Below are 15,772 nucleotides of genomic sequence, written 5' to 3'. Positions count from 1 at the left end.
CTAACTAAACGTAACTATATTATAGTCACACTATAAAAAATTAAGTTACAAAAAAGCCAAACAGGGATAACCTTGTTTGGCTTTTTTATTACCTATATTTAAGGTAGACGATAATCTACGCTATTTTTTCTTCTGCTTTATCTTCTGTTTCTAATTTTTCAGCCACGTTCATATTACGTGTTACGTATACCGCAATAAATAAGGCCGACACACCACCAACCAATTTACCTAATACTACCGCTGAAATTAAATCACTATTCACAGCAGCAGTGAAACCAAGGTGATCACCAAAAGCGAAAGAAGCACACACGGCAAAGGCAACGTTAATGATTTTTCCACGGTTATCCATGTCTTTTAAGATATTAAACATTGCAATGCTGTTGGCTAATGTTGCCACCAAACCCGCTGCTGCAGTTTCACCCATGCCCATCGCACGGCCAAGCTTAATTAATGGCTTATTAAAATGCTTAGTTATGAAATGAACCATCGGGAACGCACCTGCTAAAACAATCGCAATTGAACCAATAATTTCAATACCATCCGAAATTGGTGCCATACCCGGAATAACAACAAACCCTGTTAAGGTTTCAACCACAATGGCAGCCAAGGCTAAGGTAATTATCGCAATAACACCTTTACCAAAAACTTCAAACCCACGGATCATCGCGTCTGGTTTTAGCCATAAACCGACGGCGATTAACCCTGCTACAATAACAATAGGAACAAGATTGCCTAAGATCATCGCTAAATCAAACCCTGCAAATAAGCCACCAACCAAGCAACCTACAGGAATAGTCGTTAAGCCAATTAATACACCACGAGCAAGAAAAGGCGTATCTTCTTTATTGATAATGCCCAACGCGACAGGAATGGTAAACACAATCGTTGGCCCCATCATTGAGCCTAAAATTAGCCCTGCAAAGTTACCCGCTTCTGGTGTTTGAGCCATACTCATTGCTAATGGGTAACCTCCCATATCATTCGCTAATAACGTGCCTGCAAACATAGCGGGATCAGCACCAAAAACGGTATACAAAGGCACAACTACAGGACTAAGTAACGTTGCAAGCACAGGCGCTAAACTAACCACACCAACCATAGCTAATGCCAACGCACCCATTGCCATGAAACCTTCATCAAACTTTTCGCCATACCCCCAACGATTTCCAAGTGCTTTATCAACCGCACCCAGAATCATAAAGCCGACCATAATGTATATAATAATGTCATTCATGATATTTTTCCCTAAAAAATGATATGCAAATATTTAAAAATCAACGTGTTAATCATTAATAAACTAAATCGTACCTTGTAAAATCTCTTTCGAGGGTTGGGCAATTACCACTTTATCTACCAGTACGCCTTTTCCTTTTATTCTTTCTGCAGCGGCATCAACGGCGGCTTGTACTGACGCAACATCTCCGGTTAACGTCACAAATCCTTTCCCACCAATCGCCATCGCCATGTGAACTTCTAATAACTCCACATTAGCCGCTTTTACTGCCGCATCTGCAGCCTCTACAATGGCAGCAACAGAGAAGGTTTCAACAATGCCTAATGCCCCTGTTTTTTCTACCACTCTCGTTCCTGAAATAGCAGGAAATACATCAGGATGAACATTCGCAATAACCAAGTCATCCACAACTTCACCACCCCCAATTCGCAACCCAGTATCAATCGCGGCATTAACGGAAGCGACATCACCAGCCACCATAATCATGAATTTTCCGGGACAAATAGTTCGGTTAAATAAAATATCTATATTTGCCGATTTTAACATCGCATCAGAGACTAAAAAACCACGAGCTATTGAATTTAATTCGATACAACCTATTGAAGTTAACATCACGATCTCTTTCTAAATTCGTTTGATAACAATAACGTTATCCACTGAAATAACGGTGCCATCAATACTTGAATGCACAGAAACACTTAATGCATCAGGGGCTGCCTGACCAATAATTTGACCTTTTTTCACACTATCACCTACCTTAACTATTGCTACCGCAGGCTTACCAATATGTTGAGATAAAGGAATAGTGACTTGATTTATATTGACTGGTATTTTTGTTGACGTTTGATTTTTCAATTCATCAAACTCAATGAATTCCGCTTTAATATGAATATAATCAGTTAATTCTAAACGACGAACTAAACGCTTAGTTGGCACACCTCGATATTCCCTTAATGGATGAACATCAATGGTTCTTTCTTGTAATTGAACTGGAGTAAGTAATTGATTATTATCTCGCAGGGTTCTTTTTGTTATACCACATACTCGACTTGGGTCTAGCCCTTCAGGGCACGACCACATTGTACATAAGTTGCATCCGCTGCACGCTTGCGCTGCCAATGCGTCAGGTAAGTTATTTACACCAGACACTTGCAACGAACGCATAGCTAAATGAGGCTGAATTGGATAACCAAGCAAACCTCTTGGGCACATTGAACTGCATAATCTGCATTGATCACAGGCCGCCTTACCAATACGAAGTAAATCTTTTTCACTGCGTTGTTTAATACGAGCCACTCGGTTTGTTTTTGGTAACACAAGTAAGCCACTCGATATTTTGGTCACAGGTTGAGATAAATCCTCCGTGACCGACCCCATCATAGGGCCACCCTCAACCACCACAAAATCGTGGCAAGTCACCCCTCCCGCTAAATCTATCGCCTCTTGGTAAGTAATACCAATTGGAAGCCAAGCCGTGTAAGGAGTAACCACTTCACCATGAACGGTGATCATGGTTTCTGTAACCGCAATATTCTTTGACGCTCGAAACACATTGATAAACGATTCAATGTTATTCACCATCACACCAATGTCTTTTGGTAAGCCTCCAGAAGGAATGCGTTTACCTGTCGCTTTGTAAACTAATTCAACTTCATCCCCTGCGGGATACACATCATCCATCAAACATAAAACAATCGTATTAGGTAATGTCGCTTCAAGTATGGCAATGGTATCTGTGTTTTTCTTTTTAATCCCAATAACGCCACAGCTTGCCCCTACTTCTTGCATAGCAAGCAGCATTCCGCCAAAAAAGTCACTCGTCCAACGCTGCATAAGAACCTGATCTTTATATAATAAAGGTTCACACTCTGCACCATTCGCTAAGATCATATCCACCTGACAGTCTAGCTTAACGTAAGTGGGGAATCCTGCCCCACCTGCGCCAATAACACCACTGTCTTGAACCTGTTTTAACAACGGATTCATCGACTACTCCTAAAATCAGTTTGCAATAGGGTTGCGGGCAACATCAATCACTGCGGCTTCAAATGCCTCACACGCTGCCCGGCACGCGGCTTGAGACCCTGTTAAATGACCACCACCAAAGTTTGTTTCTGATGGGGGAGCAAATAAATTCACCAAAGTCACATCAGCCGCTTTTAGGGCTGCGTCTAACCCAACCATAGCTTCAAGTGGCGGTGCAATTAAATACGCGAGAGCTTCCCCTGTTCCTACCCCTGCTTCTTGAGATAAAAACGTGCCAGTTGATGAGACTAAATGCGCAAAATAGGCAATATCTCCCGCTTCATTGGCACACTGAAAACCCGCTTCAAATTCAATGTATGACTTAACTCTTTCAAGCCCTGCAATAACATCCGCAGGATTGGTCGCCGCAATAATTCCGATAACTTCACCAGAGGTTGGGCCTGAAGAATGAGCAGCACCTGCATAAAAGGATTTGGCATAAACCACTTCCACATTTGCCGCTTTAGTGGCTTCATCTAACGCACAATAAGTTACATCATCGCAATCGGCTGTAATTAAACCAATGCTGTTATGATGGTCTTTCAAGCCTAATTTTTCTTTATAAACGGCGTCAACAGAAGCGATCACTCGTGTTGCTAACACTGATGGTTGAATCTTGTCATAAATAGCCATAGTTACTCTCCTGTTAACGCTTTAAATTAATGCCACTAGCTTGTTTAGCGATCATCTCTTTGACTAAATCAACGATCACGGCAGCGGCTTCTACTGGTGGAGTGCCTCCTGCGTGAATATTTGAGATAACCGTACGATCCGATTCAACGGTATTTTCTGTTGGGTTATAAATGGCATAACAACTTAATGATTCAGATTGGCCTAATCCCGGACGCTCACCTATCAATAAAACATTAACTTTTGCATTCAATAACATGCCAATTTCATCTTGCGCTTTTACTCGTCCATAGCGTAAGAAGAAAGGCGTACCCACATCTAACCCTGCATTTTTAAGACCGTTTAATAACGCAGGTAAAATTTCACCGTGGTTGCTTGTTACCGCATCCAAACTCAAACCATCAGATAACACAACTTGCACTTGAGGTGCTTGCTTACATTGATCTTTAAGTATCGTTTTTGCTTCATCATTTAACTTACGTCCTAAATCAGGGCGTGTTAAATATTGGTCTTTATCAATGGCACACGTTTGAACTTCAATTAAATTTCGTTCTTGTAACCAAGAAGATTCTACGTTTTTAATAACGGTATCTTTAGAGCGAGAGTGATCCGCTAAGAAACGCAATAATGCTACGGTACGAGGACGAGGGCCTGCACGACCAGTTCCCATACGTGCATTGGTTTGACCCATTAAGTCATCGACAATTTTTGGATCAGCTGCATTTTTAACGCCGTTCCATTTTTTAAAGCGCAGTTCACCAAGATCGGGCAAAGAATCATCACCGATTGGAGATTGGTTAATGGCATTAACGGAATCATCAACAATTTTTGTGATGGTTGATGGCTGAATATTGGTTTCGCCAAGCTGGGCTAATACCGTCGCGACAATGCTTTGAATATTTTGATCGTTCATTACCTATCCCTTACTTAAAGAAAATTGACGGATCGCCTGCTTTTGCTGTTAGGCGTCCATTTTCCATTAATCCCATGGTTTCCATCCACGCTTCAAATTCTGGAGCAGGACGTAAATTCAATAATTGGCGAGCGGTCGCTGTGTCATGAAATGCCGTTGTTTGGTAATTCAACATAATGTCATCACCCATAGGCATACCAATCACAAAATTCACACCTGACGCGGCCAGTAATACCAATAAGTTTTCATTCGAGTTTTGATCAGTATCTGCATGGTTGGTGTAGCACGCATCACAACCCATTGGCATTCCTGATAACTTACCCATGAAGTGGTCTTCTAAACCAGCACGAATGATCTGTTGATGGTTATACAAATACTCAGGCCCAATAAATCCGACTACTGTGTTAACCAAATGTGGATTGTAACGTTGAGCAAGGGCATAACAACGCGCTTCCATGGTCATTTGATCGGCACCATTATGCGCATTAGCAGATAAGGCAGAACCTTGACCTGTTTCAAAGTACATCATATTTTCGCCTGCCAAGTTGCTGTATTGCTTACCAATTTCATAAGCTTCATCCAGCATCTCAACACTCACACCAAATTCATTTAGCCCTTTCTCTGATCCCGCAATACTTTGGAATAGCAGACCCGCAGGAGCACCTTTACGAACGGCTTCCATTTGAGTGGTAATATGCGCTAATACACAAGGTTGAGTGGGTATATCAAACTTGGTGATCACTTCTTGAATGGCATTCAGCATTTGCGTGGTGTTTTCAACACTGTCTGTTACAGGGTTAATTCCTATCACCGCATCACCACAACCAAACGAAAGGCCTTCATACGTTTGCGCTAAAATAGAGCTCACGTTATCGCGAGTGTCATTCGGTTGAAGGCGACAACTAAAACGCCCAGGAAGGCCAACGGTTGCATTCGCTTTTGTCACTACCGTTAATTTTTTACCGCCATACATCAAATCACTGTTTGAACTTAATTTTGCTGCTGCCGACACCATTTCAGCCGTCAGACCTTTGCGTAAACGTTGATAGTCTTCTCTGGTTGGTTCATCAGACAACACGTATTCACGCAGCTCACTGACCGTCCAGTTTTTAATACTTTCAAATACCGAACGATTCAAACTATCTTGGTTAATGCGCGTAATAATATCTGACTCATAACTTACCACTGGGTTTTCACGTAGATCATTCAACGTCATTTCAGACAACACGTGTTTTGCCGCAATTCGTTCTTGAGACGTCTCGGCAGCAATCCCTGCTAATACATCACCAGAGCGCAGTTCCGATGCTTTTGCTAATACATCTTTTACGTCTCTAAATTGATAGCTTTGACCAAACAGGCTCGTTTTCAATTTCATAAAATACTTCCTAATTAAGATGGAAAGGCAAGAGATTTAACGGTTAACGGTACAATCTCTCCACCGAAATAACTTTTCCCAATATCGATGTAGTCCCCTTCATGAGTCGCTACTTCGTCAATAACACTTAATGCATTTGTGGCCAATAGCGGCTGCAGTTCCATGCCTAACGCCTTACCTATGTCGTTATGCAAAACCACTAAAAACATGACATGATGGTTACCATGCTTCTCATAAAATAACGCTAATTCACGAGCAAGATGTTGAACTGCTTTATAAGTAATCGGCATCGACTCATCAAAAGAAATCGCGTAGTGATCATTTGATAACCCTAAATCCATTCGCTCCGCGGCAAGCACAATTTCACTGCAAATATCAGGAAAATCTTGCAGCCAATCTACCGATGGATGAACCACTGGAATATTCTTTAAAGGCAGTGCTTCTGCGTTTAACCAAATCGTCGAGCCCGATAACGTTAATGAATACGCACCAGCCCCAATAACCGTTGCTCTCACGGTTTGATTGGGCTTTTTAACGACAAATTTATCGAGTTCTTGATGGCGTAATAAGGCTCTTGCCAGTAAAGGACCAACATCACCAAATTGCATAGTGTTTTGCTCACCTTGTTGTTGCGAATAAAAACACTCACCCACACCACCACTGATAAAGATGGCATCAATATCGGCAATGTCTTTTAGCTCTGGTGTTTGTAATAAACGAGCGGCTAATCCTGTTAACTTTCCAGTAAGGATCTCTACAATGAGATCCGCCATTCGAGCCACAATACGCACTAAATAATCATGGTTGATTTGTCTTGGGTTTAACGCTTCACCAAACAAGTCATTAATGACGGTAATTGCGGGTTTGTGTAAGTAAGTCACTTCTCCCTGAGCATTGAGTTCCACTAAGCGCCCGCCAATATTCAAGCACGCGGTATCAACCACTTTTCCACTATTAAAAACCACGTAATTTGACGTACCACCACCAATATCAATGTTGATGACTTTGCCGTGGTTCTTTTCTGAATATTCTTGTGCGCCACTCCCACGGCCCGCAATAATAGATTCTAAATTCGGCCCTGCCGTAGCCACCACAAAATCACCCAATTGATGGGATAGGTCCATAATGGCATCGCGCGCATTATGGGCTTTGGCTGTTTCACCGGTAATAATAATGGCACCGGTTTCTACGCCTTTTTTCTCAAACCCTGCTAACGTAATTTGCTGATCAATAAACTGACGCAATGCCACTACGTCTATCACCCCATCGTGAGCGATCGGCGTAAATTCAACTGGGCTTTGGTAACTTATTTCACGGTCAATAAACTCATACATCGGCACCTGAGAAGCAGGAGCTCGATTAACAACCGTCAATGTGGAAAAAATAACTTGGGTAGTTGTAGTACCAATATCAATCCCAACACTCTGTATAATCTTTCTTTCCATTAGCTACCTTCCATTTCCAAGTCGCCCACGAACGCAAGCTCCAGTAAGCTGACTATTTGCAGTGCATTCACTTGACGAGGTGTGCCAGTTAAACAAATATCGGACATGGCTTGTTCTGCTATCGTTGTAAAATCCGTTGGATTCACCTCAAAACCCGCTAACGAGGTGGGTAAGCCCAAATCAATAATTAATTGTCTTACTCTCAAAATTGCCGCCTGACAGAGTTCTCTCTTTGTCATTGAATCACGATCAACACCCAATGCTTTGGCTATTTCTGCATAACTGTTTTCACAACATAAACGATTAAAAACCATTACATAAGGCAATAAAATCGCGTTCGCTACACCATGAGGAATATGGTAAAACGACCCTATTTGATGAGAAATTGCGTGTACCAAACCCAGTCCAGAATTACTGAATGATAGCCCTGCTTTATAAGCGGCTATCGCCATACTATGACGCATATCCATATCATCACCACAGCCAACAGCGACGGGTAAGGCTTTAATTACCATTTCAATAGAATGATACGCATATGCCTGAGCAAGAGGATTTGATTGACGTGATGTGTACGCTTCTATTGCATGTGTTAACGTATCTATCCCGGTTGCCGCAGTAATTGAAGAAGGCACTCCAAGCATTAATGCAGGATCAAGCAAGGCCAAGTCTGGCACTAATGCGGGTCCTTTAACGGGGACTTTGATGTTATTAACAACGTCTTTAATTACGGTAATATCGGTTGCTTCAGATCCCGTCCCTGCCGTTGTAGGAATAGCACCTAATCCAACAGTTCGAGACGCCAAACCACCAACTACAAATTCAGACAATGCCCCTTTATAATCACCCAATACCGCAATGGCTTTGGCGGCATCCAGTGCTGAACCACCACCTAAACCTAAGACAAAATCAGCGCCACTTGCCTTAAGCATTGCCACGCCTTTTACAACTAATTCACTGTCTGGTTCGCCTTGAACATCGGTGAATAAAGTAAGCGTTAATCCTGCTAATTCAATGGCAGTTTCACAACTAGAGGTTAGCCCTAATTGCCACACCATTTTATCTACCACCAATAGCACGTGCTTTGCCCCAAGTTCATGAAGTGTAGCACCTAATTGATTGACGCAATAAGGCCCAGTCACCGTGATAGCAGGAGAACGAAACGTGAAACTGGTATTAAACTGACATTGCTGTAATGTTTGAGTCACGATTGTTGCAATGGTGGAAGATGATATAGTGTTTGCCATAATTTACTCTTTTTCTTGCAATGCAAGCCCGTAGCTCGCTATCGCTAGAGGGGTTAAATATAACGCACGAGACAATTCTATGATTTCAATCGTTGGGAACGTTTGTTTAAAAATATCAGTGAACCCTTTAATTAACGTGCCACCACCAGTAAGGTAAATCGCTTCAGGTTGGTGGCCTGAAATATGCCCTGCGACAATATCCGACATCTTTTCAATTACAGGTCTTGCCATCGCAGCAATTATTGGATCATCGTGACTGCGGCGTTTACATAATTCTGCCTCTTCCATATCAACCCCTAATCCACCAGCGATGGTTAAGCTGACATGACGCCCACCGGAAGGCTCATCCAAAGAAAACTGCAATTCTCCATTTTCAATGATCGCAGTACCTGTTGTCCCTCCGCCCACATCCACAACTGCGCCGTTATTGATATGTAATAATGCTGCAACACTGCACGGTTCATCAATCACATGGCTAACTACGACGCCCGCCGATTCCACGACATTAATCGAAATTCTTGGATCAGTACCGGGGGGATATGATGTGATCACTTCCTTAGGTTCAATACCTAATTTTTCTTGTACTTTAGTCAACTGGCTACGCACAATTCTGCATGCGCCTGCGTAATCTACAACAACGCCATCTCTTACGACATCAGCCCAATCAAGGAACGCCGCTATCGGCGTTCCTTGATCATTTATGACGACGGTTTGGATGTCTGCGGTTCCTAAATCAACCCCAATAAAGACATTTTCTGGGGCGGTAAATGGGGTTTCATCATTCACTACCTCATCAATAATCAATAGGTTTTCATTAGCTTTAGCGAGATAATCCGTCTTCATGGTTTATACAATCCTAAATGAATTTACGGCGGTACAACGACGCTTACGAGTAAAGGTTAATGCGTTTGTCACGCCTTCGCCTGTTGGGGTTGAAATGGTCATGGTTGTCCATCCTTCACCACCCGCACCAATCGCAGCTATAGAAGGGCCATTTTTCGCCAACAAACTGCAATCCATCTCATACGCCATGCGTGTTAACACATCGATATTTTTAGAATGAATCGCCGCGGTATGACGATTGTTATTCTCTAATTCAACAGCCCAATCAATAGCTTGATCTGCATTAACAGCTCGAATAAGCGGTAAAATTGGCATCATCTGCTCTGTAACGGCAAATACATGAGATTTGTCCGCTTCAAAGATCAGCAAACGCGTCGCTTCAGGCACATCAATACCTGCGGCTGCAGCTAATTTAGCCGCATCACGCCCCACCCATTTAGGGTTTGCTGATGGCTTATCACCCGGATAGCCCTTCAAAACGATTCCTGCTATGGCTTCGGCTTCATCTAACGTTAATAAATGCGCACCATTTCGGCACATTGCGTCTTTTAACTCATCCGCAATAGACTCAACTGCAATGATTTCTTTTTCTGTTGCACACACAATATTATTGTCAAAAGAAGCACCTTGAACGATGGAAACTGCCGCACGTTCAATGTCTGCCGTTTCATCAACAACAACTGGTGGATTACCAGGCCCTGCTGCAATTAATCGTTTATCCGTAATTTTTCGAGCGGCTTCAACCACTGCATCACCACCTGTCACAACCAATAAGTTAATACCAGGGTAAACAAATAACGCTTCTGCATTTTCAAGTGAAGGCGTTGCTACTGTAGTACACATTGCATTTGGGCCACCTACACTTTCACACGCTTTATTCACTAATTGAATAGCATACTGAGAGACTTTCTTTGCGGCAGGGTGCGGTGCAAATACAACAGCGTTGCCGCCAGCAATCATACTGATGGCATTATTAATAACAGTGCAGCTTGGATTTGTACTTGGGGTAACTGACGCGATAACACCCCAAGGTGCATTTTCCATTAAGCTCATACCCATATCACCAGAAGCGGCTTGTGGAGATAATATTTCCGTTCCCGGCGTACGCTGAGAAACCAAAATATGTTTTTTAATTTTGTCTTCCACACGACCAAAACCCGTTTCTTCGACCGCCATTTCTGACAGTTCTTGAGCGTATTTTTTCGTCATTCGACGAATTGCTGTGATCATTTCATCACGTAAGGCCACACTGCGAATTTGTTTCTGTGCTTTTTTAGCTGCTGCAACCGCACCATCTAAGGTTGGGAACACACCATAATTTCCTATTTCAGGGCTGACTTGCTGATCCAAAGCAGTGTGAGTATTACCATTCAGCTGTAATACAATCTGCTTTACGATTTCTTCAATTTGTTTTGGATCCATGTTCAATATACTCCACCACATCGACAACGATCATTTGCCGTAGCAACGCTCGCCGCCCGCAGTAATTTCATCAATAATACCAACAACACAAAGATCAACAGGAGAGCCGTCAATAGAGCCAGAATAAGCCGTTCTTGCAGAGCTACCAGAAACCACCATTACCCATTCCCCTTCACCAGCACCAAGCTGATCCATGGCAATGTGAACTTCACCGGTGGCTTTTCCTTTTGGGTTTACAAACTCAACCAAACACAATTTATCCATTTGCATGTTTCGACTACGAACGGTTGCAATTACATGACCGATAACACGAGCTATTCTCATGACATCTCCTTGCTAAAGGTTCCCCCTAGATCCACCATGAATCTAAGGGGACCAGTTATTTTGATTTAGAGGTAATGGGAAATACTTTCTCTAAGTCTTTTGATGGACGTGGAATAACGTGTACTGCCACTAATTCACCTAAACGTTGAGCAACCACAGAACCCGCATCTGTCGCAGCTTTACATGAAGCAACATCACCACGGATAAGCGCAACAACATAACCTGAACCAATTTGTTGATAACCCACTAACTCAACACGAGCCGCTTTTACCATAGCATCAGACGCTTCAATCAACGCCGTTAACCCTTTAGTTTCTAAAATTCCTAACGCATCCATTTTTCTACCCTTATTAAAATATAGTTATTTTGAATTACGCGCTGATTTAGCCGCTGTTGCTTCTTTGTCTGGCGCACTTTCTGCTAATTTGATAGGGAAAATGGCTTCTAAATCACTGTGTGGGCGAGGGATAACGTGTACTGCTACCACTTCACCCAAACGTTGCGCGGCTGCCGCTCCTGCATCTGTTGCTGCTTTACAGGCCGCAACATCACCACGAACAATGGCAGACACTATGCCTGAACCAATTTGCTTATAGCCAACTAACTCTACGCGTGCGGCTTTCACCATCGCATCAGAGGCTTCAATAAGAGCAGTAAGGCCTTTTGTTTCAATAATACCCAGAGCTTCCATTTTATTTCCTTTAAATTTCAGTCAGTTAAATTAATCAAATCAGAGGTTAGAGGCCAATAAAGAGATGTCTACAATATCGTCGGCACTGCACCCTCTTGATAAGTCATGCACCGAACCTGCTAACCCTTGTAACATTGGGCCCAACGCAATATATCCGCCTAAACGCTGCGCCACTTTGTAAGCAATATTACCCGCATTCAAAGATGGAAAGATAAACACATTTGCAGTACCTTCCAGTTGACTCCCGGGCATTTTTTGTGAAGCTATCGCGGGAACCATCGCCGCATCAAATTGAATTTCGCCATCAATGATTAAATCTGGCGCACGCTCTCGCACCATATTAGTGGCTTCAATTACATGGTTAACAGTTGCGTGCTTCGCACTACCTTTGGTTGAAAAAGACAGCATAGCGACACGTGGTTCAACACCGGTAAGACGTTGATAATTACGTGCTGTATCAATCGCAATATCTGCCAACTGTTCTGCTGTTGGTAATGGAATCACCCCTGCATCTGAAAAAGCAAAGGTGTTTCCCCCATCAGGTGACAGCATCATAAAAAAGCTCGATACCGTATTGGTTTTTTCTGCAATACCAACACCACGCAATGACGCTCTAATCACATCCCCTGTAGAGGATTGATTCCCTGCAATACAAATGTCGGCATAACCTTGCTCAACCATCATCATGGCAAAATTGAGCGGCAGTTTAAGTAACTCAATCGCGACATCACGCGCCATTGGTTTACGCTGCTTGGCAATATAGCGTGTTACCATTTCATCAAAACAACCCGAAAACTCAGGCGACAACACGGTTAAACAAGGCATAGCAATGCCACTGTTATGGGCGTAATCTCGCAATAAGTGTGGGCTTCCTAATAAAATAGGTTCAGCAAGACCGGCTTGTTTTAAATCGTTCGCAGCATGCAACAAACGAATGTCGTTCGAATCTGGAAAAACAATGCGTTTAGGTTGCTTTAAGCAAGATTCTCGGCACTTATCAAGTAACTTCATTTGATAAACCTTTCAACAATAATTCATGCCCATTAAGATGTTGCCACACGAGAATCATGACAACATACACCGCACTAGACAGGCGATTTAACCCCGCAACAAGATCGTCTCGATTAACCCCATTACTGGTTAATTGCATGCTTTGATCAAGAAACGTATCAATTGCTGTGACCTCTAATTCACGTACTAATGCACGTAAATAGTTCAACTCTGCGACTAACTTTCCATAACTCACATCAGGCAACATATGATCATGCCCAAGGTACTTTAATGGGTTGTGCGACCAGTGATGAATAACAGAGGCATCAAACTCACCCAGATTAAGCTCTGGCAATGGTTGACTTGTGACTTCAGATTGCAAAATTTGACCTAAATAAGACCGAATATCAGCCATAAAACACGTTAAGATTTTTGGTTGCTGTTCCATTTCACATTGAACAACCACGCAGTAGCTAATGCAGGCATCTAATTTTCCTCGTAATACAATACGAGGGTGTGTTTTAGGCACTAGCATTTTGTCATCAAGGTGCGTCATTAAAGACGGCTTTTTACCCACATTGGAATGACACAAAACGCAGCTGTTTTCAGGTCGAATATTGTTACTTTTTAAAGGGTGTACTTTCTCAAATTCAGAGATATCAGCACCTGACACTCCTTTCTCGACAAATACTTGCCCTTTCTCATCACGCCAACGAACTGATATTTTTCTTTCAATCAACATTTGTTGAGCGGCAGGGGTAAAACGCGTTCCTGGTTCTAATTGAATTTCACCATTTTGTCGCATACCAAAATACTGTTTCAAATAATCTTCAGTAATAAACTTAGGTATACTTTGCGTGTTCATAGTTACAACCACTCAACAGGGTAAGTAATGTAGACGTAACGAACATGAGTTGGCGTACCGAATTCAACAGTGCTGTTTTTAGGGATAAAAATAACTTCGCCTGGCTTTGCAATGGTCGTTCCAGACGCCGTTTTTACGTGAAGCTCACCTTCAAGTACCACATTGACTTCATCGTAAGTTAACGTCCATGGGAAGAATGCATTTTCCCATCCCATATAACCTACGCCCATGTTGCTGCCTTCTTTGGCTCCAATAACATCGGTTAATCCAATGTTTTTTCCTGGTGCCCCATCAAAGACATCTAACTTCACCGCATTACCGTGAATAAGTACGATGCCATCATCGTTAATTTGACGAGGAGACGCTGGTAGATTTTGATTAAAATTAGCCATTGCTGCTGCAATTAACTTTTGGATTTCAGCACTTTTTGCAGCATCAACACCTGATAATTTCGCTTCAATTTCAGCTTGAATTAACTGGCTTTGACCGACAACAGGTTCAGACACTACTGGCACAGTAATTGAGACTGGAGCAGGAGCAACAACTGGAGAGGCATCTAATAATTCAATACCTTCTACTTTTGCTACTTCACGAGCTTCTGGAGTAATAATAAATTCTTTTACGGGTGCAACAAGGTAGGCCTTTTTATCTGACTTTGCTTGTCGAATATCCGCAGCAGAAATTAGTTGTTTCATAACGTCACTTCCTTATCCGTTTTCACAACATCACTCCAGTAAAAATTACTGCAGTGATAATAAATAGTGAGAAAGTTTATCTATCGAATCTTGGTCAAAAATAGAAACTTCAAAATAAGGCTCTGGAATTCTATTTTGTCTAAATAATTTTTTGGCATGTTCAATATCAGCATCAACTTCATCAACTTTACTAATAACACCAATAATATTTTTATTTGGATACACATTCAGTAATCCATTGGGTGGTGCAAATTGTTTTCCATTGGCTGGTTGTAATAAAACAATAGATTTAATATTACAAATTGTTGTTAATAACGCGCCATTTAACGATCGCTTATCAATGAACTCTCCTGGAGTATCAATAACCTTTCCTGGATAAAATATAGGAGATTGTGTTTTACCTGTATTTATTTCTATATTAACTAATTTGTCAACTAATGCCGATTTACCTGCATCAACCTCTCCAACAAAAACAACATTATCTAAATTTTGTTTTTCCATATTATGTTCTTGTTATTGTACAACTATTGTAAGACAGCGTTCTATTTAAAACATCACAAACGGTTTGTAGTGATTCATCCACTGCTGCTACAGATCCTGTAATAACTAATGCTCCAGAAAATCGGTCTAGGAAGCCGATATGCACATTCGCCGCTTTTGTTGCTATATCACCTGCAATTATTGATGTTTCTCCGGGAGTTAACGTCAATATTCCAATAGCACCACTACTCTCTACGCCAACTCTTTCACATAACTCTTCGGTTGGGTTTGCAATTAAGTGAGCTAAAGTAACTTGCTTTCCTGGAACAAACTCTTGAATTATTCTTTCTTTTCCAGATGTAAGATCAAGCATAATAATAAATATTTGTAAATTCAACTTACAATCAATCTACCCCCAAAGTATTAAATAGGCAATCAAGTAAAGTTCATTATTTATATTTAAATATATTACTTATGATCTTAATCACAAATCATTATTTATAACGTATTTATAAATAGTATTGAGTATGTGATATTAAACAGTAATAAACATTTATCGTTAACATCCATTTAAAATAAGTATTTATTATTTATTT

The 15,772-nt window shown here is 41.7% G+C and carries 18 protein-coding genes; all 18 read right to left on the bottom strand.

Going from position 1 to position 15,772, the window contains the following annotated elements; all coding sequences use genetic code 11:
• Window positions 1–115 precede the first annotated feature (115 nt).
• The 18 genes from eutH to eutS all read right to left on the bottom strand — a co-directional run bounded on the left by eutH (window position 116) and on the right by eutS (window position 15,549).
• On the bottom strand, window positions 116–1,234 hold the full coding sequence (gene eutH / locus A6E03_RS09330; protein WP_065600719.1) for an ethanolamine utilization protein EutH: 1,119 nt from the start codon (window positions 1,232–1,234) through the stop codon (window positions 116–118).
• 63 nt (window positions 1,235–1,297) lie between these two features.
• Window positions 1,298–1,846 (bottom strand): BMC domain-containing protein, encoded by a 549-nt coding sequence (locus A6E03_RS09325; RefSeq protein WP_065600718.1) that lies wholly within the window; start codon window positions 1,844–1,846, stop codon window positions 1,298–1,300.
• A 12-nt stretch (window positions 1,847–1,858) separates the two neighbouring features.
• A complete protein-coding gene (locus tag A6E03_RS09320) occupies window positions 1,859–3,220 on the bottom strand; it encodes a 4Fe-4S dicluster domain-containing protein (protein WP_065600717.1) in 1,362 nt (453 codons plus the stop codon).
• Between the two features lie 15 nt (window positions 3,221–3,235).
• The gene (eutL, locus tag A6E03_RS09315) at window positions 3,236–3,892 is read right to left on the bottom strand and encodes an ethanolamine utilization microcompartment protein EutL (RefSeq protein WP_065600716.1); all 657 of its coding nucleotides are present in this window, start codon (window positions 3,890–3,892) and stop codon (window positions 3,236–3,238) included.
• Between the two features lie 13 nt (window positions 3,893–3,905).
• Window positions 3,906–4,802, bottom strand: coding sequence for an ethanolamine ammonia-lyase subunit EutC (eutC, locus tag A6E03_RS09310; RefSeq protein WP_065600715.1), 897 nt, complete (start codon window positions 4,800–4,802; stop codon window positions 3,906–3,908).
• Window positions 4,803–4,812: 10 nt separating this feature from the next.
• Entirely contained in the window at window positions 4,813–6,177 is a 1,365-nt protein-coding gene (locus tag A6E03_RS09305; RefSeq protein WP_065600714.1) for an ethanolamine ammonia-lyase subunit EutB, read from the bottom strand.
• A gap of 14 nt (window positions 6,178–6,191) precedes the next feature.
• Entirely contained in the window at window positions 6,192–7,622 is a 1,431-nt protein-coding gene (locus tag A6E03_RS09300) for an ethanolamine ammonia-lyase reactivating factor EutA (RefSeq protein WP_065600713.1), read from the bottom strand.
• Window positions 7,622–8,866 (bottom strand): iron-containing alcohol dehydrogenase family protein, encoded by a 1,245-nt coding sequence (locus A6E03_RS09295; RefSeq protein ID WP_065600712.1) that lies wholly within the window; start codon window positions 8,864–8,866, stop codon window positions 7,622–7,624. Before A6E03_RS09295 ends, A6E03_RS09300 begins: the two co-directional genes overlap by 1 nt.
• 3 nt (window positions 8,867–8,869) lie before the next feature.
• Complete coding sequence (eutJ, locus tag A6E03_RS09290; protein ID WP_065600711.1) at window positions 8,870–9,709, bottom strand: ethanolamine utilization protein EutJ; 840 nt, start codon at window positions 9,707–9,709, stop codon at window positions 8,870–8,872.
• A gap of 3 nt (window positions 9,710–9,712) precedes the next feature.
• The gene (locus A6E03_RS09285; RefSeq protein ID WP_065600710.1) at window positions 9,713–11,131 is read right to left on the bottom strand and encodes an aldehyde dehydrogenase family protein; all 1,419 of its coding nucleotides are present in this window, start codon (window positions 11,129–11,131) and stop codon (window positions 9,713–9,715) included.
• Between the two features lie 30 nt (window positions 11,132–11,161).
• Window positions 11,162–11,455 (bottom strand): EutN/CcmL family microcompartment protein, encoded by a 294-nt coding sequence (locus tag A6E03_RS09280; protein WP_065600709.1) that lies wholly within the window; start codon window positions 11,453–11,455, stop codon window positions 11,162–11,164.
• Window positions 11,456–11,510: 55 nt separating this feature from the next.
• Complete coding sequence (gene eutM, locus A6E03_RS09275; protein WP_065600708.1) at window positions 11,511–11,792, bottom strand: ethanolamine utilization microcompartment protein EutM; 282 nt, start codon at window positions 11,790–11,792, stop codon at window positions 11,511–11,513.
• Between the two features lie 24 nt (window positions 11,793–11,816).
• Window positions 11,817–12,146: an ethanolamine utilization microcompartment protein EutM gene (gene eutM, locus A6E03_RS09270; protein WP_065600707.1), complete on the bottom strand. Its 330-nt coding sequence runs from the start codon at window positions 12,144–12,146 to the stop codon at window positions 11,817–11,819.
• A gap of 39 nt (window positions 12,147–12,185) precedes the next feature.
• The gene (gene pta / locus A6E03_RS09265; RefSeq protein WP_065600706.1) at window positions 12,186–13,157 is read right to left on the bottom strand and encodes a phosphate acetyltransferase; all 972 of its coding nucleotides are present in this window, start codon (window positions 13,155–13,157) and stop codon (window positions 12,186–12,188) included.
• The gene (gene eutT, locus A6E03_RS09260) at window positions 13,144–14,001 is read right to left on the bottom strand and encodes an ethanolamine utilization cob(I)yrinic acid a,c-diamide adenosyltransferase EutT (protein WP_065600705.1); all 858 of its coding nucleotides are present in this window, start codon (window positions 13,999–14,001) and stop codon (window positions 13,144–13,146) included. Before eutT ends, pta begins: the two co-directional genes overlap by 14 nt.
• A 2-nt stretch (window positions 14,002–14,003) precedes the next feature.
• Window positions 14,004–14,696 (bottom strand): ethanolamine utilization acetate kinase EutQ, encoded by a 693-nt coding sequence (gene eutQ / locus A6E03_RS09255; protein ID WP_065600704.1) that lies wholly within the window; start codon window positions 14,694–14,696, stop codon window positions 14,004–14,006.
• Between the two features lie 45 nt (window positions 14,697–14,741).
• The gene (locus A6E03_RS09250; protein ID WP_065600703.1) at window positions 14,742–15,197 is read right to left on the bottom strand and encodes a EutP/PduV family microcompartment system protein; all 456 of its coding nucleotides are present in this window, start codon (window positions 15,195–15,197) and stop codon (window positions 14,742–14,744) included.
• A gap of 1 nt (window position 15,198) precedes the next feature.
• Window positions 15,199–15,549, bottom strand: coding sequence for an ethanolamine utilization microcompartment protein EutS (gene eutS / locus A6E03_RS09245; protein WP_065600786.1), 351 nt, complete (start codon window positions 15,547–15,549; stop codon window positions 15,199–15,201).
• Window positions 15,550–15,772: the final 223 nt, after the last annotated feature.

This window comes from Aliivibrio sp. 1S128 (assembly GCF_001691065.1).
Taxonomy (GTDB): domain Bacteria; phylum Pseudomonadota; class Gammaproteobacteria; order Enterobacterales; family Vibrionaceae; genus Aliivibrio.
This window is presented reverse-complemented; position numbering and strand designations above follow the sequence as displayed.

Coding starts and splice junctions, on each gene's coding strand:
- eutM (WP_065600708.1), bottom strand. CDS start 11,792: ATGGATGCGTTAGGAATTTTAGAAACTAAAGGGTTAACGGCGTTGATT.
- A6E03_RS09300 (WP_065600713.1), bottom strand. CDS start 7,622: ATGGAAAGAAAGATTATACAGAGTGTTGGGATTGATATTGGTACTACA.
- A6E03_RS09250 (WP_065600703.1), bottom strand. CDS start 15,197: ATGGAAAAACAAAATTTAGATAATGTTGTTTTTGTTGGAGAGGTTGAT.
- A6E03_RS09280 (WP_065600709.1), bottom strand. CDS start 11,455: ATGAGAATAGCTCGTGTTATCGGTCATGTAATTGCAACCGTTCGTAGT.
- eutT (WP_065600705.1), bottom strand. CDS start 14,001: ATGAACACGCAAAGTATACCTAAGTTTATTACTGAAGATTATTTGAAA.
- pta (WP_065600706.1), bottom strand. CDS start 13,157: ATGAAGTTACTTGATAAGTGCCGAGAATCTTGCTTAAAGCAACCTAAA.
- eutJ (WP_065600711.1), bottom strand. CDS start 9,709: ATGAAGACGGATTATCTCGCTAAAGCTAATGAAAACCTATTGATTATT.
- eutH (WP_065600719.1), bottom strand. CDS start 1,234: ATGAATGACATTATTATATACATTATGGTCGGCTTTATGATTCTGGGT.
- eutQ (WP_065600704.1), bottom strand. CDS start 14,696: ATGAAACAACTAATTTCTGCTGCGGATATTCGACAAGCAAAGTCAGAT.
- A6E03_RS09295 (WP_065600712.1), bottom strand. CDS start 8,866: ATGGCAAACACTATATCATCTTCCACCATTGCAACAATCGTGACTCAA.
- eutC (WP_065600715.1), bottom strand. CDS start 4,802: ATGAACGATCAAAATATTCAAAGCATTGTCGCGACGGTATTAGCCCAG.
- A6E03_RS09285 (WP_065600710.1), bottom strand. CDS start 11,131: ATGGATCCAAAACAAATTGAAGAAATCGTAAAGCAGATTGTATTACAG.
- eutL (WP_065600716.1), bottom strand. CDS start 3,892: ATGGCTATTTATGACAAGATTCAACCATCAGTGTTAGCAACACGAGTG.
- eutM (WP_065600707.1), bottom strand. CDS start 12,146: ATGGAAGCTCTGGGTATTATTGAAACAAAAGGCCTTACTGCTCTTATT.
- eutS (WP_065600786.1), bottom strand. CDS start 15,549: ATGCTTGATCTTACATCTGGAAAAGAAAGAATAATTCAAGAGTTTGTT.
- A6E03_RS09320 (WP_065600717.1), bottom strand. CDS start 3,220: ATGAATCCGTTGTTAAAACAGGTTCAAGACAGTGGTGTTATTGGCGCA.
- A6E03_RS09325 (WP_065600718.1), bottom strand. CDS start 1,846: ATGTTAACTTCAATAGGTTGTATCGAATTAAATTCAATAGCTCGTGGT.
- A6E03_RS09305 (WP_065600714.1), bottom strand. CDS start 6,177: ATGAAATTGAAAACGAGCCTGTTTGGTCAAAGCTATCAATTTAGAGAC.